Consider the following 26,315-nt stretch of genomic DNA (forward strand, 5'->3'; position numbering starts at 1 on the left):
GGATCACCATGACTGACGAAACCTCCGCCGCTCCGTCGGCCCCCGCCGCTGGCGGCGCCCGCCGCCCGTTCTTCCGCCGCCGCAAGGTGTGCCCGTTCTCCGGCGCCAACGCCCCGAAGATCGACTACAAGGACGTCAAGCTGCTGCAGCGCTACGTTTCCGAGCGCGGCAAGATCGTTCCGTCGCGCATCACCGCGGTGTCGGCCAAGAAGCAACGCGAACTGGCTCGCGCCATCAAGCGTGCTCGCTTCCTCGCCCTCCTGCCCTACGTCGTGAAGTAAGGGGGACCGACACATGAAAGTTGTTCTGCTCGAACGCGTCGAAGGCCGTGGCGGCCTCGGCGACGTGGTCACCGTCAAGGACGGCTACGCCCGCAACTACCTCCTGCCCCGTCAGAAGGCCCTGCGTGCGACCGCCGCCAACCTGAAGATCTTCGACGCCCAGCGCGCCGAGATCGAAGCCCGCAACCAGAAGACCAAGGACGCCGCCGGCAAGGCTGGCGAAGCCCTGGACGGCACCTCGTACATCCTGATCCGTCAGGCTGGCGAAACCGGCCAGCTCTACGGTTCGGTGACGGGTCGCGACGTGGCCGACATGGTCAACGCCGAAGGCGGCAAGATCGACCGCTCGATGGTCGTTCTCGACAAGCCGATCAAAACCCTCGGCGTCCACCCCGTGAAGGTTCGCCTGCACGCGGAAGTGACCGTCAGCGTCAACATCAACATCGCCCGCAGCCAGGACGAGGCCGAGCGCCAAGCCCGCGGTGAAAACGTGATCGCCTCGCAGTTCGAGGAAGATCGCGCGGCCGATGAGCAAGCCGCCCAGGACATGCTGGAAGGCGGCGCTGGCCAACAGGAAGGCGACTACGGCGACCAATAACGCCGGACGCAGTCCCAAGACTTCAGAGACGGCGCGGATCTCCGGATCCGCGCCGTTTTCTTTTCGCGCTGCACTCAAGATTGCAGTTCCAAGCCGCTACGACCCATGATGTTCTAGTCGGCCACGACAAGGGGGTGCGACATGACCGCGGCGCAGGCGACCAGCGCGAACTTCGACTTCGGACGGGTGGTTTCGAACACCTTCCGCGTGGTCGGGGCCAATCTGCGAGAACTATCGATCATCGCGCTCCTCCTCGCCGGCCTGCCCGCGGCGCTGATGGGATGGGGCCAGGCTGCGCTGGGCGGCGCGCTCGACGGAACCGGCGACGCCCCGAACCTGGGCGTAGGTGCGCCGCTGTTCGGTCTGGGCGTCTTCGCGCTCATGATCGGCTCGGTCCTGCTGCAAGCCGCGACCATTCGCGTGGCCGTCGCGACCCTCAACGGCGACAAGCCGTCGGCCTTCAGAGAGCTCAGCCGGTCCTATGGCGTCATCCTGCCGATCATCGGCTTGGCCATCGTGATGAGCTTCGGCATCGGCCTTGGGATGCTGTTGCTCGTCGTGCCCGGCATCATTCTGGGGGTGATGTGGATCGTCGCTACGCCCGTCTACGTGATGGAGCGCCCGGGAGTGTTCGGCGCCCTAGGCCGCAGCCGCAACCTCACTCGCGGACATCGGTGGCCGATCTTCGGACTGTCGGTGGTCTACTTCGTCGCCTATTTCGTCATTTCGGCCGTGTTCGGGGGGATTTTCGTCGCCCTGGCCATGATCGCCGGCGATCTCAACGGGATGTCGATCACCTCCACGATAGCCAATGCGCTCCTCGGCGCGGTCTCCGGCGTCGTCACGTCGGCGGGCATTTCAGCGATCTACTACGAACTGCGGATGATCAAGGAAGGCGTCGGCGCCGCCCAGCTCGCGGCCGTGTTCGACTGAGCCCGTCAGGCGGCGTGCTTGTCGCGCCGCCGCCGCCCCATCAGCATCCGCCCTTCCAGCCGGCCCCGCAGCGCGGCGTAATAGGCGCTGAGGAAGTCGTAGTCGTCCTGGTCCGGCGAGGCGGCCCAGCCGATCTTGACGCTGATCCGCTCGGCCACGGCGCGCACCGTGCGCCGATCGCGTCTCCGGATCACCTCCTCCAGGACATGCAGCTCCTTCTCGCCATAGGCGTCGAGCTGCTGGGGCGTGAAGGGATAGCGGACCAGGCGCTCCGAACCCTCGACCGCCATGTCCCTGGCCAGCCGTTGACGCGGCGTGCGCACGACCCAGGTGCCGCCGACCAGGTCGCCGATCCGCAGCCGATCGCGGTTGAACAGCGGGAACAGCGCGAAGATCCCGACCCAGGCCAAGGCGGCCAGGAACATCCACGCCTGGCCGCCGCCCTCCTGGGCGCGCATCATGATCACCGACAGCGGCATGAACACTTCCAGCTCGCGCATGGCGTTGCGGACCAGCACCGCCTCGGCCCGCAGCCGACCGCCGTCGCGCGCGGCGACCCGCAGGCCCAGCAGCCGCTTGCCCGGCGTCGCGGCGGCCGCGCTCAACTCGAAGGCCGTGAAGTAGAAGTTGCGCAACAGGAAGGCGACCAGCAGCCAGATGATGGCTGCGATCTCCATCCCGGTCTGCCCGCCGCTGGTGATCCCGGTCGCAACCGCCAGCAGTGTCAGCGCGACCAGCGCCGCCATGATGATCACGGTATCGATGAAGAAGGCCGCCGCCCGCTGTCCGCCGTCGCCGATCTGCAGCCGCAGATCGACGCCTTCGGGCGTCACGAAAGCCCGCGTGTTCTTGTCGGCGACGCTCACCGGGCGACCTCGCCGCGCGGCCCATAGAAGTACGCCCCCCACAGCACCACGGTCGCCAGCGCCACCGAATAGCGGATCAAGTCGTGGGTGATCAGCTGCCGCCCGAAGCCCTCCAGCAAGCCGGCGAAGAACAGCATCACCACCACTCCGCCCATGACCGCGCCGGCGGTCCGTCCCGCCGCCGCCAGGGAGTCGAGCCGCGACAGCGCCCCCGGAAACGCCAGCGACCAGCCGACCCGGATCCCGGCCGCCCCCGCCAGCATGACCGCGAACAGCTCGGTCACGCCGTGGATCAGCAGCCAGCCGCCAAGCTCGAAGCCCAGACCGCGGCTGAAATAAAGTGACAGGAACGCGCCCAGTGTCGCGCCGTTGTAGATCAGCAGCATCAGGCTGGGGAGGCAGAACGCGAAGCCGAGCGCGAAGGCCAGCAGCGCGACCTGGGCGTTGTGGGTGAACAGGAAGGTGGCGAACACCGACAGTCCGTCGCCCGAACCGCCGCCGTCATAGAGCATCTCGCGCAGGACCTCGGTTGACGCTGCCGGGTCGCGCCCGCCCGCCAGGGCCTGCGGCACGAACACATGGTACCACTGCGCGTCGTGCGCGATCAGCAGCGCCGCGGCGACCGCGCCCAGCACCGTCAGCAGCGCGGCCACGACCGTCTCGCGCCAGACGCTGCGCACCGCCGCCGGCCAGTCCTTGCGGAAGAACCCGCCCAGCCGTTCGGGCAGGGTCGAGCGCGATCCGTAGACGAAGAAATAGGCCCGCGCCGACAGCACCTCGAGATAGTCGATCAGGCCACGGTCCAGCGAGGTCTCCCGCGCCACGCTGAGCGCCGACAGCGTCGAGCGGTACAGCACTGGGATCGCCAGGATCTCCTCGTCCGACAAGCTGGAGACCGACCGCTTCTCCGCGCGATCCATCAGCCGCTCAAGACGCTTCCAGTCGGCCTCCCGCTCCTCGCGGAAGCGTTGGCTCTTGAGGGCGGCGCTCACAGCAGGTCCCTCCGCTTGAGGTCCAGATAGGCGTTGATCACCGAGGGGCCGATCGCCTCGGCCGGGGTTTCGACGATGTGCACGCCCAGGCGGCGCAGGCGCGATATCACCAGTTCCCGCTCACGCCGCAGGCTGCCCGCGAACACCGCGCGCGCGACATCCTCCGGCTCCCGCGGCTCGGCGACGATCATGTCTTCCAGTTCCCTGTCCTGCAGGACGACGAACATGATCAGATGCCTGCCGACCAGCCGGCCGACCGACTCGATCATCAGCTGCGCGGCCGTCTGGTCGGTGAAGTCGGTGAACACCACGATCAGCGAGCGCCGCTGCAGCTCGCCGGCCAGGACCGAAAGCCCCAGGGTGTAGTTGGTCTCCTCGGTGGAGTAGTCGATGCGCCCGGCCATCTGCTGCAGCACGCTGAACGCGCTCGGCCCGCCCAATGCCCCCGTCGACAGGCGCGGGGCCGCGTCAAACGCGAACAGCCCTGCCCGGTCGCCCGAGCGCAGGCAGGCGTGGGCCAGCAGCAGCGCCCCGTTGATCGCCCGGTCGATCCGCGGCGCGCCGTCGACCGGCTCGCTCATCGCCCGCCCGCAATCCATCGCGATGACGACGTTGTGGTTGCGCTCGGTGCGGAACTCCTTGGCCAGCAACGCCGCGTGGCGGGCGGACTGCTTCCAGTCGACGGCCCGCCGGTCCATGCCCGGCTGGAAGTCGCGCAGGGCGTGGAATTCCGATCCCTCCCCCAGGTCGATCTGCGCCTTGGCCCCGAACAGGGCGTTGCGGGCGAACAGCCGCACCGCCTCGTCGCGCACCCATTGAAGGTCGGTGGTGATCGCCAGATTGTAGTCGAGGGCGAAGGTCTTCTGCTTCCAGACCAGACCCAGCGGCCCGCGCCAGCGGATCCAGAGCGTCTCGAGGCTCGCCAGGCCGCGCCGTTGCGGCGTGAAGTCCATGACGATCGCGGCCGCGCCGTCACGAACCTCGGCGCTCACGACGCGCCGCGCCAGGCCCAGGCGCTCCTCCGCCGCCAGGGCCGCCTCCAGCGACCGCGGCGCTGGACCTGTGAACCGCGCCACGAACCGCACGGCGCCCGGCCGCGCCACGGCCGCACTGAAGGGTCCGACCGGGTCGAGCGTCAGGCCGTCGCGCGTCGCCGCCAGCATCGCGTCGAGGGCCATCAGCAACAGCAGCGCCGTCGCCCAGACGGGGCCGACGACCCACAGCTGCTCGACAGCGCTCCCCGCGATCAGCGCGAGGGGCGCTCCGGCCGCGACGGCCAAGCCAGCGCGTCGCGTCGGATAGATCACCGCGGCGCCGCCACCTGGTCGACCAGCAGGGCAAGCACCTGATCGACGCGCCGGCCCTCGATCTCGGCGGCGGGCGACAGGATCACCCGGTGTCGCAGGGCCGGCGCCGCCAGCGTTTTCACGTCGTCGGGGATCACGTAGTCGCGCCCATCCAGCGCTGCGTGCGCGCGGGCGGCCAGCGCCAGCATGGCGCCGGCCCGCGGCGAGGCCCCCGTCTCGACGTCGGCGGATTCCCGGGTCGCCCGGATCAGGTCGACGACATAGGCCGCCACCTCGTCGGTGAGCCGCACCTGGGCGACCGCGGCGACCGCCGCCTCGACCCCGGCCCGGTCCAGCACCGTGCGCACGCCCAGCTCAGCCGGGCTCGGCAGGCCGGCCCGCGACCCATGCCCGGTCACGATCGCCAGTTCGTCCGCGCGCTCGGGATAGTCCAGCACGTGCTTGAACAGAAACCGGTCCAGTTGCGCCTCCGGCAGCGGATAGGTGCCCTGCTGTTCGATGGGGTTCTGGGTGGCCACGACCGTGAACCGCGGGCTCAGCTCATGCGACTGGCCGTCGATGGTGATGCGCCGCTCCTGCATCGCTTCCAGCAAGGCGGCCTGGGTCTTGGGCGGCGTGCGGTTGATCTCGTCGGCCAGCAGCAGCTCGCAGAACACCGGCCCGCGGGTCAGGGTGAAGGTGCTGGTCTGGAAATTGAACAGGTTGGCGCCGATGATGTCGCCCGGCATCAGGTCCGGCGTGAACTGGATGCGGCCATAGTCCAGGCCCAGGCTGGCGGCGAAGGTCTGGGCCAGCAAGGTCTTCGCCGTCCCGGGCGGGCCCTCCAGCAGCACGTGCCCCCCCGCGAACAGCGCGGTCAGCAGCAGGTCCACCGCCGTCTCCTGGCCGATGACCGCCTTGCCGATCTCGCGGCGGATCTCGTCGGCCAGCGCCTTCACCTCAGCGACGTTCACGCATCATCTCCTGCTTCCAACGATAGAGATCGCGGGCGACCTGCATCAGGTCGCCCTTGGTCCGCGCCGCGCGGGCGCGCTCGATCAGATCCGAAATCCGGTGCGATGCGCCCCGGGTCGCGCCCAGACGGTCCAGCACCCCGTCAAGCACAGCGCCCTCCAGGCCCCTCGGGGCGCCCACGGCCCGCGCGGCGTCCGCCCGGGTCATCTCCGCATAGGGCGTCGCCATCCGGTGCTCGCGCCGCGCCATCCGCACGAGGCCCGCGGTGTTGTCGGCCAGCGCGCGCTTGCCGAACGCCACGGCGCGGGCCTGGCCTTGCGCCGGCCCGAAGCGGACCGCCGCCTGCACGCCGACCAGGATCAGGGCGGCGAACAGGCAGAGCGTCGCCCCCAGCAGCGGCGGCTCCAGCATCAGGCGCAGCGGATTGAGCGAGCGCTCGAAGCCGTGCAGCGTCAGGTCGAAGACGACCGGCGCGCCCTCCGCGCGGATCACCGAGAGCATCTCGATCGCCGCCCGCGCCCCGGCCAGGCTTTTCATTCCCGCCGTGTCGAGAAAGTCCGGATCGGCCAGGACGTAGACCCGGGTCTTCGAGTTCATGACCAGGACCCCGCGCCCCGCCTCGTCGACCACGACCGGGATCCACCCCGGCCCGGATGGGGTGCGCAGATCCTCGATCCCCGGCTGCACGCCGAGGGGCCGCCCGTCCGGCCGCGACAGGCGCACCGCCGCGGTTCCGGGACGCTGCTCCAAGGTCAGGCCCTCGCGCCAGGCGGCGGGCAGGACCTTCAGCGCGGCCTCGCGCGGAACCTCGCCGGCCGCGCGGACCCAGCCGCGCCGCGCCGGATGCGGGATCGTCACCCACTTGGGCAGCACCACCAGAACCGGACCGCTGTGCTCGATGTCGCTGAGCCGCTCGGCGCGCGCGCCCATGGCCGGGGTCAGCACGAGCAGGCCATCGGCCGCGGTCGCCGACAGCGCTCCGCGCCGCATCACAACCGGCGTTCCCGATCTCTCCAGCAGCCGCGCCGCGGCGGCAAAGCCGACGGCAGAGCGCGACAGCGCGTGCCCCTGCCCGTTATCGCCCGAACGCAGCTCCGGCTCATAGGCCGCCAGCAGCCCCAGTCCGGCCAGCGACACGCAGCCGACCAGCACCAGCACCAGCATCACCATCGGCGAGAACGCCCGGCTGTGATCGCCCGTCATGCCCACCCCGCCGGCAGGGCGAAGGCCTCATAGTCGCCGCGACATGCCGCATAGTCGGCGGCCTCGACCGGGGCGCCGCCGAACAGGCTGCGTTCGACCACCGCGCCGATCTTGGCGAACGCGGGCCGGGCCGCCGACGGCAAGGCGCTCAGACCGGCGATCTCCCGCGTGGTCAGCGCCGGACGCACGGACCTGGGCCGCCGACGCTCGATATCCTCGACGCTGCGCAGCAGGATCAAGTGCGCGGCCTCCGCATACCGGCCCTCAGCCGCCAGCAGGTCGGCCGCGGCCAGCAGATCGCGCGCCGTCGCCGCGTCCGGCCGCCACTCGGCCGCGGTATCGGCCTGCGCCGCCCGGGGCTTGGCCGCCGGCATCCGCAGCCTCAGGACTTCACGCACCAGGGCGTACAGCACCAGGGCGGCGATCAACGCCACACCGATCCAGAACACGTACTTCAGCAGCGGTGCGATCGCCTGGAACGCCTCACCGATCCATTTCAACCATTCAGGGGTCTTCGGCGGCTGGAATTCAGCGCGATCGAACTGGAAGCCGCGGTCGCGCAGAAGCTCGGCATGGGCCGTCGCAATGGCGTCGCCCGCCTTCCCCGCGGGGGCGCTTGCTTCCACGTCTCGTTGCATCGCCACCCCGGAACAACCTGACAATCGATATGTATGGGCAGGAACCGGCGCCGTCGACCCGAAAGCGCCCGACAACTCTTCCGCTGAAGCCTCGCCGACAGGGCGGCTCACATGCGCGCCTGAGCAACGCCTGGCTTGCTGCCGCCATCGTCCGCGCCGCCGCCTGACCGGGCTCTGGATGAGCCGCCGGCATGGTTTCGGCGGCAAGCGTGGCAATTATGTCATTTCAATAGCGCGCCCCAATTCCTACCTTTTCCGTAGGGCCATGATCCGTCCGCCAAACGGCGGGAATAACAAGTTGGGGATATCAATGAAGTATCGCGTACTGCTGCTTGCGGCCACCTCGGCCGCGAGTCTGTTTTCTGGCGTAGCTTACGCCCAGTCGGGGGCTGGTGAGGTCGAAGAGCTGGTCGTCACCGGCACCCGCACCGAAGGCCGCTCGCGCCTCGAAACCCTTGCTCCTGTGGATGTCATCAGCGCCGATGCGCTGCAGCAGCGCGGCACGACCGAGTTGGCGACGGCGCTCGCCACCTCGGTGCCTTCCATCACCTTCCCGCGCCCCTCGAACACCGACGGCACCGACGCCATCCGCCCAGCCACCCTGCGCGGCCAGGGCCCTGATCAGACGCTGGTGCTGGTCAACGGCACGCGCCGTCACGCCACCGCGCTCGTCAACACCAACGGATCGGTCGGCCGCGGCTCGGCCGCCGTCGATCTCAACGCCATCCCGTCCACGGCCATTGATCGCATCGAAGTCCTGCGTGACGGGGCCTCGGCCCAGTACGGCTCGGACGCCATCGCCGGCGTCATCAACATGCGCCTGCGCGAGGCCGCCAGCGGCGGCGGCCTGAGCGTCACCTACGGCTCCTATCTCACCAGCTTCGACGGCTACTACGGTCGCAACGACGACATCAGCGACGGCGCCACCACCACGGTGTCGGGTTGGCAGGGCCTGAGCTTCCTGGGCGACGGCTTCTTGACGCTCTCGGCCGAGTACCGTTCGCGCGAGAACACCAACCGCAGCGACATCGACAAGCGCGTCACCCCCAACCGCATCACCTCGCGGTTCGGCGACGCCGACGTCGACGACATCTCGTTCTACGCCAATGCCGGCAAGTCGCTGAACGACACCTGGGACCTCTATGGCTGGTACGGCTACCAGCACCGCGACGCCTCCAGCGCTGCGACCTACCGCCTGCCGACCGACACCCTGCAGAACATTCCCTCGGTCTATCCGAACGGCTACCTGCCCTATCTGACGACCGACACCGAGGACAACAGCGCCGGCCTTGGCGTTCGCGGCCAGATCGCCGGGTTCAACGCCGACTTCAACATCGTCTACGGCAAGAACGACATCGACTTCGGTGTCCAGAACACGATCAACCCGTCCTATGGCCCGACGTCGCCGACGTCGTTCCAGGCCGGCGGCCTGACCTATGATCAGTTGGTCTTCGGCGCCGACTTCAGCCGCGAGTTCGACGTCGGCCTGGCCGGCCCGCTGAACGTCGCCTTCGGTCTTGAGGCCCGCCAGGAGACCTACAAGATCAACCAGGGCGAGGTCGCCTCCTACGCCCGTGGTCCGGTCCTGGGCGTCAACTTCGGCTCGCGCGGCTTCACCGGCTTCACCCCGTCAAACGAGGTGGATGTCGATCGCGACAACATCGGCGTCTATGTCGACCTGGAAGGCAAGCTCACCGAGCAGCTGACCCTATCGGCCGCCATCCGCTACGAGGACTATTCCGACTTCGGCGACACCACGACCGGCAAGCTCGCCGCCCGCTACGAGTTCTCGCCGGAGTTCGCCATTCGCGGCGCGATCTCCAGCGGCTTCCGCGCCCCGGCGCTGCAGCAGCAGTACTTCACCTCGACGTCGATCCTCTACATCGACAACGTTCCGTACGAGACCGGCACCTATCCGGCCACCAGCCCGGTCGCCCGGGCCCTGGGCGCCGAGCCGCTGAAGGCCGAGACCTCCGACAACTACGCGCTCGGCTTCGTCTTCCGCCGCGGTGCGTTCGAGCTCACCGTCGACGGCTACAAGATCGACGTGAAGGACCGCATCGTCCTGTCGGAGACCCTGACCGGCAATCCGGCCGCGGCCCCGGGGACCAACGCCCGGGTGATCTACGACCTGCTCTCGCCGCTCGGCGCGTCGGCGGCCCGCTTCTTCATCAACGGCGTCGATACCGAGACCGTCGGCGTCGACGTGGTCGCCCGCTACCGCATCGTCGACGAGCAAGCCGGGACGTTCGACCTGACGGCCGCGGCCAACTACAACGATGTCGACGTCACCAAGACCCCGGTGACCAAGACCTCGATCCTGCCGACACCGACCTCGCTGTTCGCCCGCCAGGCGACGCTGCGCTTCGAAGACGGCACGCCCAAGCACAAGCTGGCCTTGCAGGGCGACTGGAACCGTGAGGCCTGGGGCGCCACCGTGCGCACCACGATCTACGGCGACGTCCTCTCGCCGGGCTCGGCCGCGGACGGCAGCTCGGACAACCGGACCGGCACGCGCGGCCTGGTCGACCTGGAAGCCCGCTACACCTTCCCGATCGGCCTGACCGCATCGGTCGGCGCGGACAACGTCTTCGACGTCTATCCGCGTCAGATCACGCCGAACCAGAACACGACCTCGGCCGCGCCGTTCTCGTCGTTCTCGCCGTTCGGGTTCAACGGCCGCTTCGTCTACGGCCGCCTGGCCTACAAGTGGTAGGCTGAGACCTACGTCCGTAACTGACGCGGCGCGGGTCTATCCAGGCCCGCGCCGCTGTCGTTCGAGAGCTATCCACAGGCGCGACACTTCTCCTGTGGGTTCCGCCGACATCGGCGCAGACCGCCCCCCGCCGGGTTAGGTATCTGTAAGTCGATGTCCATCGCCCTCGATCTCCGCCCCGCCCAGAACGACGCCGCCATCCCGCATGCGCCGGCGAACATCGAGGCCGAACAGGCCCTGCTCGGCGTGCTGCTGTACGACAACGCCGCGTTCGAACGGCTCGGCGACTTCCTTCAGGCTCGGCACTTCTACGAACCCTTCCACCAGCGTCTGTTCACGGCGATCGAGTCGGCGGTCCGCAAGGGCCAGCTGGCCGAGCCGATCCTGCTCGCCGAACAGTTCAACCGCGACCCGGCCTTCGAGGAGCTTGGCGGTATTCGCTACCTCGCCGACCTCGTCGACCGGGCCCCGCCGGCCGCCAACGCCCCGGACTATTCGCGCGCCGTCTATGACCTGGCCCTGCGCCGCGACCTGATCCGCATCGGCGGCGAAATCGCGCTGACCGCCCAGCAAGGCGACGCCGACCGCTCGGCCCGCGACCAGATCGAGGCGGCCGAGGCCCAGCTGTTCACCCTGGCCGAATCCGGCGGCAACAATCAGGGCTTCGTCCCGTTCTCGGAAGCCGTGCACGGCGCCGTCACCCTGGCCGCCGAGGCGCACGCCCGCGACGGCGGCCTGGCCGGCATCTCGACCGGCCTGCTGGATCTCGACCGCAAGATCGGCGGCCTGCACCCCTCCGACCTGCTGATCCTCGCCGCCCGCCCGTCGATGGGAAAGACCTCGCTGGCCTGTAACATCGCCTTCGACGTGGCCCGCAACTACGCCTGGGAACCGCAGCCGGACGGCACCAAGAAGACCGTGTCCGGCGGCGTGGTGGCGTTCTTCTCGCTCGAAATGTCCGCCGACCAGCTAGCCATGCGTCTGCTGGCCGAAGTCTCCGGCGTCTCCGGCGACAAGCTGCGCAAAGGCGAGATCGACGCGCTGGAGTTCGGACGCATCCGCGACGCGGCGCTCGAGATCCAGGACGCGCCGCTGTTCATCGACGCCACCGGCGGCATCACCATCGCCAAGCTTGCCGCGCGCGCGCGGCGCCTGAAGCGGACCCACGGCCTCGACCTGATCGTCATCGACTACCTCCAGCTGGTCACCGGCGGCGACGGCAAGAGCGACAACCGGGTGCAGGAAGTCTCGATGATCACCCAGTCGATGAAGGCCCTGGCCAAGGAACTGGCCGTGCCGGTCATTGCGCTCTCGCAGCTCTCGCGTCAGGTGGAAAACCGCGAGGACAAGCGGCCCCAGCTCTCCGACCTGCGGGAATCGGGCTCGATCGAACAGGACGCCGACATGGTCATGTTCATCTATCGCGAGAGCTACTACCTCGGCCGCTCGGAGCCGCGCGAAGGCACGCCCGAGCACCTGACCTGGCAGGAAGAGATGGACAAGGTCCGCGGCACCGCCGACGTGATCATCGCCAAGCAACGTCACGGCCCCATCGGCACGGTCAAGCTGTCCTTCAACGAGGACATCACCAAGTTCGGCAACCTGGCGCACAGCCACTTCTACACGTCCGACGACTAACCGCGGCGCAAGCCCTTCTCACCAATCGGAATAGGCCCGGCCTCGCACCGCCCGCCGGCCTCCGCTATGGGACAGGCGATGTCCTCCTCCTCCCCCGCACGTCTGACCATCGACCTCGACGCGCTCGCCCATAACTTCGCCGTCCTGCGGGCCGCCGCTCCAGGCGCTGACGCCGCGCCGGTCATCAAGGCGGACGGCTATGGCCTGGGGGCCGGGCCCGTCGGTCGCCGGCTGTGGGCCGAAGGCGCCGGCGGCTTCTTCGTCGCGCGGCTCTCGGAGGGCGAGGCCCTGCGCGCTGAGCTCGGGCCCCAGCGTCCGACGCCGATCTACGTGCTGGACGGTTTCCTGCCCGGCGACGGGCCGCGGCTGGCCGCGTCCGGCCTGACCCCCGTGCTGGAGAGCCTGCCTCAGATCGAGGCCGCGAACGCCTACGCCGCCTCCGCGGGGCGTCTGCCGGTCGTTCTGCAGGTCGACACCGGCATGAACCGCCAGGGCGTGACGCTCGACGAGGCCAAGGCCCTCGCCGCCGCCCCGGACCGGCTGCGCCACCTCGACGTCCAGGTCCTGATGAGCCATCTCGGCTCGGCGACCGATCCGGCCGACACGCGCAACGCCCTGCAGCTGGATCGCTTCAATCAGGTGCGTCCGCTGTTTCCCGACGCCCGCGCCAGCTTCGCCGCCTCGGCCGGCATCATGCTGAGCGACGCTTATCGCGGCGACATCATCCGCCCCGGCATCAGCCTCTATGGCGGCGGGCCCGAGGAGCGCCCTGACCCGCGGCTCCAAGCGGTGGCCAAGCTCGAGGCCAAGATTCTCTACATCCGGAACATCCAGCCTGGCGAGATCGTCGGCTACGGTTCGCGCCTGGTCGCCGATCGCCCGATCCGCATGGCCGTAGTCGGCGCCGGCTACGCCGACGGAGTCATCCGCGCCTCGCAGCGTGGCGGCTATGCCTGGTACGGCGGCGCCCGCCGCCAGGTGCTGATCGTGACCATGGACCTGATCGGCGTCGATCTGGGCCAATCGCCGGCCGCGATCGGCGACTATGTGGAGCTGCTGGGCCCAAACGTGCTGATCGACGACATCGCCACGGCGGCCGGCACCGTGGCGCACGAATGCCTCGTGCGCCTGGGCGGCCGTGCCGAGCGCGTCTACCTCGGCGCAGTCTAGCCCTTCGACAGCGCTTCCAGCTTGGCCGGACCGACCGCCGCCACCGCCGACTTCAGATCGTTCACGCTGGCGCCGTCGCCATGCGCGGCGACCATGAAGCGGTCGCCGACCAAGACGCTGTACTGCCCCTGGCGCGTGGCGCTGTCGTAGGATTCCTGCGTCATCCGCCCGTCGACCTTGCCGACCTTCTCGTACTTGCCGTTCGTCTCGCTCGACGACTGCATGTTGAAGGCGCTGGCCATACCGGCCAGGGCGCCGGCCGCGCCCAAGTCGGTGACGCTGAGCCGGATCGTCGAGTCGCCCTTGGTATAGACGCCCTCGGCGGTCGATCCGGCCACGCCGGCCGCGCCGCCCGACCCGGTGGTCAGCTCGGTGCGCGCATAGCCCGCGACGCCGTCGGGCAGATAGGCCTTCAGAACGTCTGGCTGCACCGCCTCAGGTGCCTCGCCGCTTTCCATCTGCTTGGCGGCCGCCTCCATCTTCTTGGAGGCCTCCTCCAGCTTGCCGAGATCGACCGACTTGTCGCCGATCTGCACGGTGTTGGAGCTCAGCGCCCCGGCCGCGCCCATGCCGACCATGCCGAACGTGCTGATCGCCCCCATCACCGCGCCGATCACGATCGACAGCACGATGGCCACGATGACCGCCACAGCGGTGTAGCCGAACGCCTTTTCCTGCGGCGCCTTCATCAGCTTCGGCAGGCCGAGATACAGCAGGTACAGCCCATAGAGCGACCCGATGACCGCCAGCAGCCCCAGCATCGGGATCAGCGAGAACACCCCGGCGACCCAGCCGGCGGTGCTCGAATAGACCGCCACCTTCATCGCCTGGGTCTGGTTCTTCTGGCCGTCGAACGACGGCGCCAGGCCGTCGATGATCAGCCCCATCACGAAGACCATGGCCAGATTCAGCACATAGCCGACGACTGCGCCGACCACCCCGAACAGGATCGGGACCTTGATCCCGAAAGCGCCGCCGATCACCGCCCCGCCGATCAGCCCGCAAATCGCCGGGATCAGCGCCAGGATGGCCGCATAATTCTTAAATAGCCCGCCGGTGCTTGCCGGCTCGGCGTCGATCACGTCCCAGGTCGCGCCCGGCTTCAACAGGATCGATTTGACCCGTTCGACCAGCCCCGATGTCGCGGCCCCCGGTTCCACTGCGCTCATGTATGTCTCCAGCCCTTTTGGAAAAGCCCACCGCCCTACTCGCGTAACGGGAATCTATCACACGGCATTCGACGGACGCCAACTTCGGGGCGACGGACTTGCGCCGCAAGCGCCGCTAGACTGCGCATTTGTTACGAATCACGGAGTTCGCATGGCCCGCGACGGCGCCGTCTATGTCTGCCAGTCCTGCGGCGCGGTGCAGAGCAAGTGGGCCGGCCAGTGTCCGGCCTGCAGCGCGTGGAACACCCTGGTCGAAGAGGTCCAGAGCCGCCCGCCCGGCGCGCTGGCGCCCAGCAAGGCCAGCCGCGCGCGCGGCGTCAGCTTCCAGGGCCTGGAGGACGAGGTCCCCGCCCCGCCCCGCATCTCGACCGGCGTCGACGAGTTCGACCGCGTCTGCGGCGGCGGCGTCGTGCCCGGCTCGGCCATCCTGCTGGGCGGCGATCCAGGCGTCGGCAAGTCGACCCTGCTGCTGCAGGTGGCCGCAAACGCCGCCCGCCGCGGGGTCAAGTGCGCCTACATCTCCGGCGAGGAGGCGGTCGAACAGGTCCGCGGCCGCGCCCAGCGGATGGGCCTGGCCGACGCGCCCGTGCGGCTGGCCGCCGAAACCTCGCTGCGCGACATCCTCGACAGCCTGAAGCGCGAGAAGTTCGACCTCGTGGTCATCGATTCCATACAGACCATGTGGAGCGACGCGCACGAGGCCGCGCCCGGATCGGTCACCCAGGTTCGCGCCGCCGCCGGCGAACTGGTGCGGCTGGCCAAGAAGCAGTCCGTGGCCATGATCCTGGTCGGCCACGTCACCAAGGACGGCGCCATCGCCGGGCCTCGCGTGGTCGAGCACATGGTCGACGCGGTCCTGACCTTTGAAGGCGAGCGCGGCTATCCATTCCGTATTCTGCGCGGGACCAAGAACCGCTTTGGGGCCACCGACGAAATCGGGGTCTTCGAGATGGGCGACGCCGGCCTCGGCGAGGTGCGCAATCCTTCTGCCCTGTTCCTAGACACCTCCGGCGAGCGCGCCGCTGGCGCGGCGGTGTTCGCCGGCATCGAGGGCTCGCGTCCGGTGCTGGTCGAGTTCCAAGCCCTGGTCGCCCCTTCCGCCTACGGCACCCCGCGCCGCGCCGTCGTCGGCTGGGATTCCGGGCGGCTGGCCATGGTCCTGGCGGTGCTCGAGGCCCGCTGCGGGCTCGCGCTCGGCGACCGCGACGTCTACCTGAACGTAGCTGGCGGCCTGCGGGTCACCGAGCCGGCCGCCGACCTCGCCGCCGCCGCCGCCCTGGCGTCCTCCGCGCTGGACGAGGCCCTGCCCCAAGACTGCGTGGTGTTCGGAGAGATCGGCCTGTCGGGCGACATCCGGTCCGTCAGCCGCATGGATTCGCGCATGAAGGAGGCCGCCAAGCTCGGCTTCAAACATGTGCTGGGGCCGCAAGGCCTTGACGGCGGCGGCGGGATGAAGGTCACCGGGGCCACACGGCTGGCCGACGCCATCCGCCGCATCGGCGAATGCCAGTGGGAGTAGCCGGATTGCCCTGGTTCGACATCATCGTCCTGGCGATCCTGCTGACCTCGGCCGCCGTCGGCTTCTTCAGCGGCGCGACGCGCGAGATGGTCCGCGCGCTCTCGTTCGTGCTGGCCGCGGTCATTGCGGTCTTCGGCCTGCGCTGGACCGCCCCGATCGGCCGTAGCCTCATCGAGGACCCGCCCTGGGCCGGCGCGGTGGTCGCCGGGCTCGCCGCCTTCATTGTCGTGTATGCGACATTGCGCGTCACTGGCGGGGCCATGGTGCGAGGCGTGCACAGCACCCATGTACTGGGCGTTCTGGACCGATCCGTCGGCCTCGGATTCGGCCTCGTGCGTGCGCTCGTGGTCCTGGGCGCCCTTCATCTGGCGTTCCAGGCGGCGACTCCGCCCGACCGGGTTCCGCGATGGATGACGGGTGCGGCGTTTTATCCTCTGACGAGCGCGGCGGCCAAAGCGTTAAAGGCCTTCGCGCCCAAGGGCTTAGACATGGCAGGTAAACTCGCGCCTTCAATTGGAGACGCAGTTCGTGAAGGTTCGGCGACGGACCGGGGTGACTCTGCGGACGCCCAAGGCTATGACCCGCGCGAACGACGCAGGCTCGACGATCTGGTGGAGAAATCCCGATGACTCAGGATCAAGATCGATGGCGCCAGCCGACCTATCGCGATCCTGACGACGACACTCCCCGCCTCGAGTGCGGGGTGTTCGGCGTCTATGATACCGCCGCTGCGGCGGCGATCACCGCGCTGGGTCTGCACGCCCTCCAACACCGCGGCCAGGAGGCCTGCGGTATCGCGGTCTTCGACGGCCAGCGCTTCCATACCGAGCGCCACATGGGCCATGTCGGCGACGCCTTCGCCGGCCCGGATCTGGTCGAGCGCCTGCCCGGCCACTCTGCCATCGGCCACACCCGCTACTCGACCGCCGGCGGCAGCTTCATCCGCAACGTCCAGCCGATGTTCGCCGACCTTGAGGCCGGCGGCGTGGCCCTGGCCCACAACGGCAACCTGACCAACTTCCTGACCCTGCGCGAGCAGCTGGTCGCCGAGGGGGCGATTTTCCAGTCGACCTCGGACTCCGAGGTGATCCTTCACCTCCTGGCTCGCTCGCGGAAGGCCAAGTTCGTCGACCGCTTCATCGACGCCCTGTCAAAGATCGAAGGCGGCTACGCCCTCGTCGCCCTGACCAACAAGAAGCTGATCGGCGTGCGCGACCCGCTGGGCATCCGCCCGCTGGTCCTCGGCGACCTCGACGGCAAGCCGGTGCTGGCCTCCGAGACCTGCGCCCTCGACATGATCGGCGCCAAGTTCGTCCGCGACGTCGAGCACGGCGAGATGGTCGTCATCGACCACAAGGGCATCCGCAGCATGAAGCCGTTCCCGGCCGCGCAGGCCCGTCCCTGCGTGTTCGAGTACGTCTACTTCGCCCGTCCGGACAGCGTCGTGAACGGCCGCTCGGTCTATGACGTGCGCAAGCGGATGGGCCGGCGCCTGGCCCAGGAAAGCGGCGTCGAGGCCGATGTCGTCGTCCCGGTGCCCGACTCCGGCGTCCCGGCGGCCATCGGCTATGCCCAGGAAAGCGGCCTGCCCTTCGAGATGGGCATCATCCGCAACCACTATGTCGGCCGGACCTTTATCCAGCCGACCCAGGGCGTCCGCGAACTGGGCGTGCGCATGAAGCACAGCCCCAACCGCGCCGTCCTGGCTGGCAAGCGCGTCGTGCTGATCGACGACTCCATCGTCCGCGGCACCACCTCGCTGAAGATCGTCCGCATGGTCCGCGAAGCCGGCGCCAAGGAAGTCCACCTCCGCTCGGCCTCGCCGCCGATCATGTGGCCGGACTACTACGGCATCGACATGCCCGACCGCGAGCACCTGCTGGCGGCGAACAAGTCGGTCGAGGAGATCGCCAAGATCCTCGAGGTCGACACCATGGGCTACCTGTCTGTCGATGGCCTCTACGCCGCGATGCAGGCCGCGCCGCGCGATCCGGCCAACCCGCAGTTCACCGACCACTACTTCACCGGCGACTATCCGACCCGTCTGCTGGATCGCGAGATCGCCGAAGGCCGCAACGACGGCGCTGACCGGCAGCTGTCGTTCTTGGTCGACGCGTGAGCCCCGCTACGGGCCTTTCCCCCGCGGGAAAGGCTCCTTCGCGACGAGTTGAGGCGTGACTGACGCCAAGGCCGCAAGTCGGCCCACCGGCCTTCAGGCTCGGCTGAAGTCGCTCGGCCTGGATTGGTACATCGGCGCGATCGTCGGGATGGTCGTGCTCGCCTCCATCCTGCCCGCCCGCGGTGCCGCCGCACCGCTCGTTTCCGACCTGACCAAGGCCGGCATCGCCCTGGTGTTCTTCCTGCACGGCGCCAAGCTCAGCCAGGAGGCCGTGATCCGCGGCCTGCTGCACTGGCGTCTGCACGGCCTGGTGCTGGCCGCCACCTTCGTCCTCTGGCCGTTGCTCGGCCTCGGCGCCTCGGCGCTGCCGGGCTGGATCGTACCGGCCGCCCTGGCTCCGGGCCTCGTCTACCTGGCCTGCCTGCCGTCGACCATCCAGTCCGCCATCGGGTTCACCGCCATCGGCAAAGGCAATGTCGCGGCCGCCGTCTGCGGGGCGTCGGTCTCCAATCTGCTCGGCATGTTCATCACCCCGTTGCTGGTCGGACTGCTGCTGGGCGCCGAGGGCGGCGGCCTCTCGTTCTCCTCGTTCGAGGCGATCCTGCTGCAGCTGCTGGCCCCGTTCCTCGCCGGTCAGGTGCTGCGCCGCTGGATCGGCGGCTGGATCTCGCGCCACGCCAAGCCGCTCGGCCTGGTCGACAAGGTCTCGATCCTGCTGGTGGTCTACAACGCGTTCTCGGGCGCCGTGGTCGCCGGCATCTGGTCCAAGGTCACAGCCCTCGACCTCGTCCGCATCATCCTCGTCTGCCTGGCGCTGCTGGCCGTCTCGCTGGGGTTCATGATCTGGATCGCCCGGGTCCGCGGCTTCCCCAAGGAAGACGAGATCGCCATCGCATTCGCCGGCTGCAACAAGAGCCTGGCCGCCGGCGTGCCCATGGCCGGCGTGCTGTTCCCCGCCGCGACGGTAGGGTTCGTGCTTCTGCCGGTCATGCTGTACCACCAGTTCCAACTCATGCTCTGCGCCGTCCTGGCGCAGCGCTACGCCCAACGTCCGCCTCAAGAGCCAAGTCATGACTGAGTCCCTTCCCCTCGACGGCCGCATCGCCCTGGTCACCGGCGCGACGCGCGGCATCGGCCGCGAGTGCGCCCTGGCGCTGGCCAAGGCGGGCGCCCACGTGATCGCCGTCGGCCGCAATCAGGGCGGGCTGGAATCCCTCGATGACGAGATCAAGCAGGCGACCGGCAAGCCGGCCACGCTGGTTCCGCTCGACCTCATGAAGGGCGACGACATCGACGGCCTGGGCCTGGCGATCCACCAGCGGTTCCAACGCCTGGACATCCTGGTCCACGCTGCCGCGATCCTCGGCGGCCTGACCCCGGTGTCGCACATCGACCCGCCGATCTGGGACCGGGTGGTCAGCGCCAACCTGACCGCCACCTATCGCCTGATCCGCTCCACCGAGCGGCTGCTGCGTGAATCCGACGCCGGCCGCGGCCTGTTCTTCACCTCCGGCCGCGTCGAGCGCCCGAAGGCGTTCTGGGGCGCCTATGGGGCCACCAAGGCGGCCGTCGAGCACCTGGTCCGCACCTGGGCCGACGAGCTGGAGAACACGTCCGTGCGCGCGGCCCTGATCGATCCGGGCGCCATGCGCACCAAGATGCGCGCCGAAGCCATGCCCGGCGAGGACCCGATGGACCTGCCGCACCCGTCGGAGATCGGCCCGCTGATCGTGGAACTGGCCCAGGCCGAACTCGGCCTGCCGAAGACTAACGTCCGCTTCGACGAGTGGAAGTCGGCCGGGACGCTCGCTTCGGCTTGACGCCGGGGCGGTTCAGCTTGGCGGCGCGGCCCTTCGGCGTGGGGCCCGCGCCGACCTTCGGCTTGCCCGGCGCGACCTGCTTGGTCTTCGGCTTGACCTGGGGCTTGGGCTTCTCAGCCGTCTCGACCACGGCGCCGGCCGCCTTGGCCCGCACCGCGGCCACGCCCTTCGGCGTCACCACCTTCTTGCCCAGCTTGGGGGCGAACGTCGGCACGGACGACTTCGGCGCCGGCCCGCCCTTCTCCTCGCCTTCGGCATAGGGGTTCTTGTTCGACTTGACGGTCAGGCGCATCGGCACGCCCGGCATGTCGAAGCTCTCGCGCAGCGAGTTGATCAGGTAGCGGCGATAGTGGTCCGGCAGTTGATCGGCCCGGCTGGCGAACAGCACGAATGTCGGCGGGCGCGCCTTGATCTGCGCCATGTACTTCGGCTTCACGCGCCGCCCACCGACGGCGGGCGGCGGATGGCGTTCCAGCGCCATCTTCAGCCAGTCGTTCAGGTCGCGGGTCTTGACCTTGGTCGACCAGTCTCCGTGCACCTTGAACACCGCCGGCATCAGTCGGTCCAGGTGCCGTCCGGTCTCAGCCGACAGCGCCACGACCGGCGAGCCGCGCAGCTGCGGCAGCAGGCGGCCGGCTTCCTCGGTGATCTCCTTCAGGGTCGCGCCTTGATTCTCGATCAGGTCCCACTTGGCCAGGCAGAAGACCAACCCACGGCCTTCGCGCTCGACCAGGTCGGCGATCTGCAGGTCCTGAATTTCGAACGGGTGGGTGGCGTCCATCACCAGGATCACCACCTCTGCGAAGGTGATCGCGCGGATGGTGTCGCTGGTCGACAGCTTCTCAAGCTTCTCCTGGACCTTCGCCTTGCGGCGCAGGCCGGCGGTATCGACCAACCGCACCGGACGGCCTTCCCAGGTCCAGTCGACCGGAATGGCGTCGCGGGTGATGCCGGCCTCAGGACCGGTCAGCAGCCGGTCTTCGCCGATCAGCTTGTTGACCAGGGTCGACTTGCCGGCGTTCGGACGGCCGACGATGGCGATGCGGATCGGCTTTTCGCCCTCGTCCTCTTCTTCCTCGTCCAGGTCCGAGTAGACGCCGAGCAGCGCCTGATAGAGGTCAGCCATCCCCTCGCCGTGCTCGGCGGAGATCGCGATCGGCTCGCCCAGGCCCAGGCCGAAGGCCTCGTTGACGCCGACGTCGCTGGCCTTGGATTCAGCCTTGTTGGCCGCCAGGATCACCGGCTTGTCGTGCCGACGCAGGATCTCGGCGAACACCTCGTCCATCGGTGTCACGCCGTCGCGGGCGTCCACCACGAAGAGCGCCACGTCGGCTTCTTCGATGGCCACGATCGTTTGCTGGCGCATGCGCGATTCAAGGCTGTCATCGGTGACATCCTCAAAACCGGCGGTGTCGATCAGCTCGAGCTCCAGGTCGCCGATCCGGCCGGAGCCGAAGCGACGGTCGCGGGTGACGCCCGGCTGGTCGTCGACGATCGCGAGCTTCTTGCCCGCCAGCCGGTTAAACAATGTCGACTTGCCGACATTGGGCCGTCCGACGATAGCGAGCCGCATAGGCATCTAAATCAGCTTCCGCTTAGCGCAGCGCGATCAGTTGCGCCTTGTCGGTCGCAACATACACCGTACCAGCTACGGCGATCGGGCTGATCAGGGTCGGCGAACCGAGGTTCACCGTGTTTTCAACAGCGCCGGTCTTGGCGTTCAGGGCGACCAGTTCACCGGTCGATCCGGCCAGGATCAGCTTGTTGGAGGCCAGCAGCGGGCTCGACCAGATCGGGCGCGTCGTGAACTTCTTCTTGCCGATGCCCATGAAGCCGCCGCCGTTCGACTCGCGGTCCTTGCCCAGGTCGGTGATCCAGTAGATCTGGCCGCTCTCGCGCGCCACGCAGATCACTTCGCCGGCCTTGGAGACCACATAGACGACGTCGCCCGCCGGCCACGGCGAGGTGATGCCCGTCACCGGCAGGCTCCAGCGCGCCTGGCCGGTGCGCAGGTCGGTGGCTGCGAACACGCCCGAGTGGCTGACCGCGAACACGTCGCCCTGGTAGATGACCGGGCGGCCCGGGATGTCGCGGATTTCCGACAGCGCGTTGTTGCGGTTGGCGCGGCTGAGCGCCTCGTTCCACAGGTCGTTGCCGTTGGCCGCGCGCAGCGCCACCAGTTCGCCCGACCCGAACGAGGCCACGACCGTATCGCCCGACACCGCCGGACTGGACGCGGCCAGGATCCGCGCCGACTCCGACAGGGCCTGGTAGGTCCAGCCCGTCGCGCCGGTCGCCGCATCGAAGGTCAGCAGCGTATTGTCGATCGCCACCGCGAAAATGCGCCCGCCCGACACCGTCGGGGCCGCATGTATCGGTTGCTCGGTGCTCGTCCGCCAGGTCACCGCGCCGGTGTCGGCGTTGAGCTGGGCGGCGAAGCGGTAGCCCGAAGTCACGTAGAGCTTGCCGTCGGCCAGGGCCAGGCCGCCGCCGAAGGCTTCCTTGTCGCGCTTGGAGTCCGGACGCAGGTTCGTGCGCCACAGCTGCGATCCCGACTGGGCGTCGAACGCCGTGACGGTCGCCTCGCCGTCCATGACATAGATCTTGCCGTTGGCCGCCACCGGCGTCGCGGTCACGTGCGCGCCGCGGTCCGAGCCCTGTCCGAAGCCGCGCTTCCAGGCGACCGACAGGCCGCTGGATTCGACGTGGTTCATCGACTGTTCGGGCGAGCCGCCGGGCAGTGACCAGCTAGCGTTGGCTTCAGGGGTCGGCAGGAAGAAGTCCGCGCCCTTCAGGGCCTCGGCGACTTCCAGGGTCTGGTCGGCCGCGACGATGGCGATGCGCTCGCCTTCCGACGCGGTTTCCTGCGGGCCTTCATCGCCCTTGTTGAACGGGTTGAGCCGATTGACGGTCGAGCAGCCGGTCACGGCGACGCTCGCCGCCAGGAACAGAGCAAGGAGGCTGGTACGGCGCATGGACGTCATTGGGCTCCGGGGGCGGACTGTTGCGGGGCGGCCGGTTGCGGGCCGCCCTGGGGCGCGAGGCCCGGCGGAACGGCGCCGGGAGGCAGCTGCACCGGCGGCGGCAGGGCCATGGCGGCCTTAACGGTCGCCGGCAGGGCCTTGGCCGAGCCGGAATCGATCAGGGCCTTGGCCGCTTCCGCACGCTGGCGCGAGCCCTCGCCGGCGTCGGCCATCAGCCCGATCACCGTAAAGTCGCTACGCGCGCCGGCCAGGTCGCCAGCCATCAGCTTGGAAAAGGCCAGGGCCTCGCGCGCCTCGGCGCGGTAGGGACGGCCTTCTTCGGTGAGCGGCGTCAGGCGCGCCTCCATGTCCTTGTAAGGAGCCGTGTCGAGCAAGGCGAAGGCGGATTTGAGGCGGGCGGCGTCGCCGATGATGTTGTTCGGCGCAGCTTCCGCGGCTTGGTCGAACAGCTTCACCGCCTCGGCGGTCTTGTTGTCGGCGATCTTCAGGCCGCCCAGGTGCTGCAGGGCCAGCGACTTGTAGGCCTTGGAGGAGCCCTGCCCCACCTCGCCCCACAGGCGGATGGCGTCGTCGCGGCGGCCGGCGTTGAACGCCTCGATCGCCTGCGCGTACTTCTCGGACGCCTCGGCCGCGGCCTGGCTGCGGAAGTGCTGATAGCCCCAAACCGCCAGCGCGGCGACGAGCGCCACCGCCAGCACGCCGCCGAGAATCGGCAGCACCCTCAGCGCAATCGACTTGTAGCGCTCGGAGCGGAGCTGCTCCTCGACTTCATCAAAGACATCGACCACGTCGGGGGACTCCGCGCGAATAGGCGTTAGTGTTCAGAGCGGCGGAACCTATAGCGGTGGGCGCGCGCCTGCAACGGCGGACCGTCGCCCCGCCGCGCGCTCAGGACCGCGGCGCGACAATCGCCTCGAAGCCCGCCGCGCAGTAGTCGAACAGCCGCGCGCGCACCGCCGCCAGGTCGGTCGAGCGGCACAGCCCTTCCGACAGCTGGTCGATACGCCCTGTCTCCGACAGCGCCAGCATCATCGAGCCGGTCAGGAACTGGTAGCCCCAGTAGAGATCCGGCGACTGCGCCTGCGGCATCACCTTGCGCAGGGTGTCGATGAACTGGTGCACCACAGGGTCGAAATAGTGGTGCATCGTCTCGCCGCCCCAGGCCGGGGTGTTGTTCACCAGCGCCACCAGCCGGAAGTAGTTCTTCCAGCCCGGCTCTCCGGTCAGCGACATCTCGATCAACGGGTCGATGAACGCCGCCACCACGCCGCGGGGCGTCATATGGCCGCCGCTCTGGGCCTCGTAGGCCGCCATCGCCTCGACGCGCACGGCGTTGAGGATCTCGGCGCGCCGCGCGAACACCGCGTCGAACAGGTCGCGCTTGGCCCCGAAGTAGTAGTGGATCAGCGCCGTATCGACTCCCGCCTCGGCCGCGACCTGGCGGGTGGTCACCCCATAGAAGCCGTGCGCCGCAAACAGCTGCTCGGCGGCGTCGAGAATCGCCTTGCGCAGGTCCGGGCCCTCGCCTTTCCGGCGGCGGCCGCGGGGCGGCGACGCGGGTTTCGCCGCCCGGGTCATGCCGCGCGGCCCTCCACGCCCTTGGCCAGGCAGGTGACCGCCATGTCGGCGGTGACGTTGCCGACCGTACGGAAGATGTCCGGAATGGTCTCCACCGCCAGCAGGATCGGCAGCAGCTCCAGCGGCACGCCCATGATCAGGCAGATCGGCCCTGTGGTCGTGAAGAAAGTGATCTGCCCCGGCAGCCCGACCGAGGCCAGGCTGATCACCGCCGCCACCCCGATCCCGGCGGCCAGCAGCGCGGCGTTCAACGGCACGCCGAACACGTGGGCGCAATAGATCGCCACGCCAAGGTTCGCCGCCGGGCTGGTGATCCGGAACAGCGACACCGCCAGCGGCAGCACCACGCCGATGCTGGCCTCCGACGCGCCCAACTGGCGCGTGCCGGCGATCATCGCCGGCAGCGACGCGATCGAGGATTGGGTCGAGAACGCCACCGCCTGAGCCGGCGCCGCGGCTCTGGCGAAGGCCGCCAGCGGCACGCCGGCCGCGAGCGCCAGCAAATAGGAAAGCAGGCCAACGGCGATGCAGACGCCCGACAGGATCAGGATGTAGTGGCCGAGCGCCCCGGCCGCCCCGAACCCTGCCTTGGCCCCGACGATCAGCGCCAGCGCGAACACCCCGATCGGCGCGACCAGCAACACCCACTGGACCAGCACCAGCATGGTGTCCATCAGCGCCTGGAAGACGTCCGTCAGGCCGCGGCGCAGCTCAGCGCGGATCCGGGTCAGCGCAAGGCCGAACAGCAGCGCGAACACCACCAGCGGCGCCATGTTGGTCTCGGCGGCGGCCTCGATCGGGTTGGTCGGGATGAAGGCGCGCAGCCACGCGCCCATGGTCGGGAAGTCCGGGACCTTCTGGCTCGAGTGGCCCGCAGCCTCGCGCAGGCCCGCGACCGCCGCTTGCGGGGCCGGCCAGGCCGCCAGCACCCCCGACACCGCCAGCGCCGAAAACACCGCGCTGGCCGTCAGCAGCACGCCGAACAGGCCCAGGGCCCGCGCCGCCGTCCCGCCCGCCGCCGCCGTCCCCGCCGCCGCCGACACGCCGACCACCAGCAGCGAGAAGACCAGCGGCACGATGGTCATGCGCAGCGCGTCAAGCCACAGCCCGCCGACCGGATCGGCGATCGCGATGATCTTCTCGATCGCCGGATGTCCGGCCATCGCCGCGCCGACCGTCAGGCCGGCAGCCAAGGCGAGCAGAATACGCACGGTCGTCTGGGCGCCGGCGGCCCGGATCACGTTCAGAAGCTTGGCCATCGGTCTGAAACTAGTGCGCGTTCGAGCCGGCGCGAAACCGGATTTCGCCCCGCCGCGTCGATCTGCGCTCTAGCCGCCCGCTCGGTCGGCGTCGACCGCCGCTCGCCAATTCGAAGATTAAATTACCTGCATTACGCCTTGTTTTGACTATGATTATTTCTCTTTAGATGATGTCGTTGCGGCGTGATCCGGGCGGACCGCCGCCCCTGCCACGGCATCGAAACCATCTATCGATTCAATAGGATAAGTTGATTGGGCCGCGCGCCTGATCGGTCCTAAGCTCCGCCCATCAGGGAGGATCGGCGATGATCATATCGCTGCCTCCGGTCAGCACGGACCTCGAAGCCGTCGGCCGGAGATTGAAAGACGTCCGCGAGGCCAGGGGCCTGGCGCTGGCCGACCTCGCCGACCGGGCGAGAATCTCGCACGCCGAGCTGTCGATGGCCGAACACGGCCGATTGCGCCTGGCGTCGGTCCAGCTGCACGCGCTGATCACCGCGCTTCACGTCTCGCCCCGGATCCTGTTCGAACCGGGGCTGGACGTTTCGGGCCTGCGAAGGCTCTAGCGCAT

24 protein-coding genes are annotated in these 26,315 nt (G+C 69.1%); 12 read left to right on the forward strand and 12 right to left on the reverse strand.

Annotation, left to right across the window (positions count from 1 at the left end):
* Window positions 1-8: 8 nt before the first annotated feature.
* The 3 genes from rpsR (at window position 9) to OUA97_RS06705 (ending at window position 1,812) form a co-directional block, all read left to right on the forward strand.
* Complete coding sequence (gene rpsR, locus OUA97_RS06695; RefSeq protein ID WP_183769814.1) at window positions 9-281, forward strand: 30S ribosomal protein S18; 273 nt, start codon at window positions 9-11, stop codon at window positions 279-281.
* A 13-nt stretch (window positions 282-294) separates the two neighbouring features.
* On the forward strand, window positions 295-879 hold the full coding sequence (gene rplI / locus OUA97_RS06700) for a 50S ribosomal protein L9 (RefSeq protein WP_267231048.1): 585 nt from the start codon (window positions 295-297) through the stop codon (window positions 877-879).
* Window positions 880-1,020: 141 nt separating this feature from the next.
* Window positions 1,021-1,812, forward strand: a complete 792-nt coding sequence (locus OUA97_RS06705) for a hypothetical protein (RefSeq protein ID WP_267231049.1) — start codon at window positions 1,021-1,023, stop codon at window positions 1,810-1,812.
* Window positions 1,813-1,817: 5 nt separating this feature from the next.
* Here OUA97_RS06705 and OUA97_RS06710 read toward each other — a convergent pair whose 3' ends face one another.
* Genes OUA97_RS06710 through OUA97_RS06735 form a run of 6 tightly spaced genes read right to left on the reverse strand, consistent with a single transcriptional unit; the run spans window position 1,818 to window position 7,760 of the window.
* On the reverse strand, window positions 1,818-2,678 hold the full coding sequence (locus OUA97_RS06710) for an RDD family protein (RefSeq protein WP_267231050.1): 861 nt from the start codon (window positions 2,676-2,678) through the stop codon (window positions 1,818-1,820).
* Entirely contained in the window at window positions 2,675-3,670 is a 996-nt protein-coding gene (locus tag OUA97_RS06715; protein ID WP_267231051.1) for a stage II sporulation protein M, read from the reverse strand. The genes OUA97_RS06710 and OUA97_RS06715 overlap by 4 nt, the downstream gene beginning before the upstream one ends.
* Window positions 3,667-4,950 (reverse strand): DUF58 domain-containing protein, encoded by a 1,284-nt coding sequence (locus OUA97_RS06720; protein WP_267231052.1) that lies wholly within the window; start codon window positions 4,948-4,950, stop codon window positions 3,667-3,669. The genes OUA97_RS06715 and OUA97_RS06720 overlap by 4 nt, the downstream gene beginning before the upstream one ends.
* A gap of 23 nt (window positions 4,951-4,973) precedes the next feature.
* Window positions 4,974-5,930 carry an AAA family ATPase gene (locus OUA97_RS06725; RefSeq protein ID WP_267231053.1) on the reverse strand — a complete coding sequence of 319 codons (957 nt, stop codon included), beginning with the start codon at window positions 5,928-5,930 and terminating at the stop codon, window positions 4,974-4,976.
* Window positions 5,917-7,134 carry a DUF4350 domain-containing protein gene (locus OUA97_RS06730; protein ID WP_267231054.1) on the reverse strand — a complete coding sequence of 406 codons (1,218 nt, stop codon included), beginning with the start codon at window positions 7,132-7,134 and terminating at the stop codon, window positions 5,917-5,919. Before OUA97_RS06730 ends, OUA97_RS06725 begins: the two co-directional genes overlap by 14 nt.
* Window positions 7,131-7,760, reverse strand: a complete 630-nt coding sequence (locus tag OUA97_RS06735; RefSeq protein WP_267231055.1) for a DUF4129 domain-containing protein — start codon at window positions 7,758-7,760, stop codon at window positions 7,131-7,133. The genes OUA97_RS06730 and OUA97_RS06735 overlap by 4 nt, the downstream gene beginning before the upstream one ends.
* Window positions 7,761-8,082: 322 nt before the next feature.
* Here OUA97_RS06735 and OUA97_RS06740 point away from each other — a divergent pair, with 322 nt between their 5' ends.
* The 3 genes from OUA97_RS06740 (at window position 8,083) to alr (ending at window position 13,296) form a co-directional block, all read left to right on the forward strand.
* A complete protein-coding gene (locus tag OUA97_RS06740; protein ID WP_267231056.1) occupies window positions 8,083-10,488 on the forward strand; it encodes a TonB-dependent receptor plug domain-containing protein in 2,406 nt (801 codons plus the stop codon).
* A 153-nt stretch (window positions 10,489-10,641) separates the two neighbouring features.
* Window positions 10,642-12,126, forward strand: a complete 1,485-nt coding sequence (locus OUA97_RS06745; RefSeq protein ID WP_267231057.1) for a replicative DNA helicase — start codon at window positions 10,642-10,644, stop codon at window positions 12,124-12,126.
* A gap of 78 nt (window positions 12,127-12,204) precedes the next feature.
* Window positions 12,205-13,296 (forward strand): alanine racemase, encoded by a 1,092-nt coding sequence (gene alr / locus OUA97_RS06750; RefSeq protein ID WP_267231058.1) that lies wholly within the window; start codon window positions 12,205-12,207, stop codon window positions 13,294-13,296.
* Here the strand turns inward: alr and OUA97_RS06755 are convergent.
* On the reverse strand, window positions 13,293-14,465 hold the full coding sequence (locus OUA97_RS06755; protein WP_267231059.1) for a Yip1 family protein: 1,173 nt from the start codon (window positions 14,463-14,465) through the stop codon (window positions 13,293-13,295). The genes alr and OUA97_RS06755 overlap by 4 nt on opposite strands.
* Window positions 14,466-14,616: 151 nt before the next feature.
* Here OUA97_RS06755 and radA point away from each other — a divergent pair, with 151 nt between their 5' ends.
* The 5 genes from radA to OUA97_RS06780 are packed head-to-tail and all read left to right on the forward strand — an operon-like array spanning window position 14,617 to window position 19,923.
* Entirely contained in the window at window positions 14,617-15,984 is a 1,368-nt protein-coding gene (radA, locus tag OUA97_RS06760) for a DNA repair protein RadA (RefSeq protein WP_267231060.1), read from the forward strand.
* A 5-nt stretch (window positions 15,985-15,989) separates the two neighbouring features.
* On the forward strand, window positions 15,990-16,613 hold the full coding sequence (locus tag OUA97_RS06765; protein ID WP_267231061.1) for a CvpA family protein: 624 nt from the start codon (window positions 15,990-15,992) through the stop codon (window positions 16,611-16,613).
* On the forward strand, window positions 16,610-18,103 hold the full coding sequence (gene purF, locus OUA97_RS06770; RefSeq protein ID WP_267231062.1) for an amidophosphoribosyltransferase: 1,494 nt from the start codon (window positions 16,610-16,612) through the stop codon (window positions 18,101-18,103). Before OUA97_RS06765 ends, purF begins: the two co-directional genes overlap by 4 nt.
* Before the next feature lie 55 nt (window positions 18,104-18,158).
* Window positions 18,159-19,181 (forward strand): bile acid:sodium symporter family protein, encoded by a 1,023-nt coding sequence (locus OUA97_RS06775; protein WP_267231063.1) that lies wholly within the window; start codon window positions 18,159-18,161, stop codon window positions 19,179-19,181.
* Entirely contained in the window at window positions 19,174-19,923 is a 750-nt protein-coding gene (locus OUA97_RS06780) for an SDR family NAD(P)-dependent oxidoreductase (protein WP_267231064.1), read from the forward strand. The genes OUA97_RS06775 and OUA97_RS06780 overlap by 8 nt, the downstream gene beginning before the upstream one ends.
* On the opposite strand, the gene der is transcribed toward OUA97_RS06780, so the two are convergent.
* The 5 genes from der to OUA97_RS06805 all read right to left on the reverse strand — a co-directional run bounded on the left by der (window position 19,871) and on the right by OUA97_RS06805 (window position 25,744).
* Window positions 19,871-21,502, reverse strand: a complete 1,632-nt coding sequence (der, locus tag OUA97_RS06785) for a ribosome biogenesis GTPase Der (protein ID WP_323690531.1) — start codon at window positions 21,500-21,502, stop codon at window positions 19,871-19,873. The genes OUA97_RS06780 and der overlap by 53 nt on opposite strands.
* Before the next feature lie 16 nt (window positions 21,503-21,518).
* Window positions 21,519-22,907, reverse strand: coding sequence for a PQQ-like beta-propeller repeat protein (locus tag OUA97_RS06790; protein WP_267231065.1), 1,389 nt, complete (start codon window positions 22,905-22,907; stop codon window positions 21,519-21,521).
* Window positions 22,904-23,695 carry a tetratricopeptide repeat protein gene (locus OUA97_RS06795; protein ID WP_267231066.1) on the reverse strand — a complete coding sequence of 264 codons (792 nt, stop codon included), beginning with the start codon at window positions 23,693-23,695 and terminating at the stop codon, window positions 22,904-22,906. The genes OUA97_RS06790 and OUA97_RS06795 overlap by 4 nt, the downstream gene beginning before the upstream one ends.
* A gap of 100 nt (window positions 23,696-23,795) precedes the next feature.
* A complete protein-coding gene (locus tag OUA97_RS06800) occupies window positions 23,796-24,485 on the reverse strand; it encodes a TetR/AcrR family transcriptional regulator (RefSeq protein ID WP_267231067.1) in 690 nt (229 codons plus the stop codon).
* Window positions 24,482-25,744: a dicarboxylate/amino acid:cation symporter gene (locus OUA97_RS06805; RefSeq protein ID WP_267231068.1), complete on the reverse strand. Its 1,263-nt coding sequence runs from the start codon at window positions 25,742-25,744 to the stop codon at window positions 24,482-24,484. The genes OUA97_RS06800 and OUA97_RS06805 overlap by 4 nt, the downstream gene beginning before the upstream one ends.
* 305 nt (window positions 25,745-26,049) lie before the next feature.
* Here OUA97_RS06805 and OUA97_RS06810 point away from each other — a divergent pair, with 305 nt between their 5' ends.
* Window positions 26,050-26,310 (forward strand): helix-turn-helix domain-containing protein, encoded by a 261-nt coding sequence (locus tag OUA97_RS06810; RefSeq protein ID WP_267231069.1) that lies wholly within the window; start codon window positions 26,050-26,052, stop codon window positions 26,308-26,310.
* Window positions 26,311-26,315 lie beyond the last annotated feature (5 nt).

Source organism: Phenylobacterium sp. 58.2.17, assembly GCF_026411515.1.
Taxonomy (GTDB): Bacteria; Pseudomonadota; Alphaproteobacteria; order Caulobacterales; family Caulobacteraceae; genus Phenylobacterium.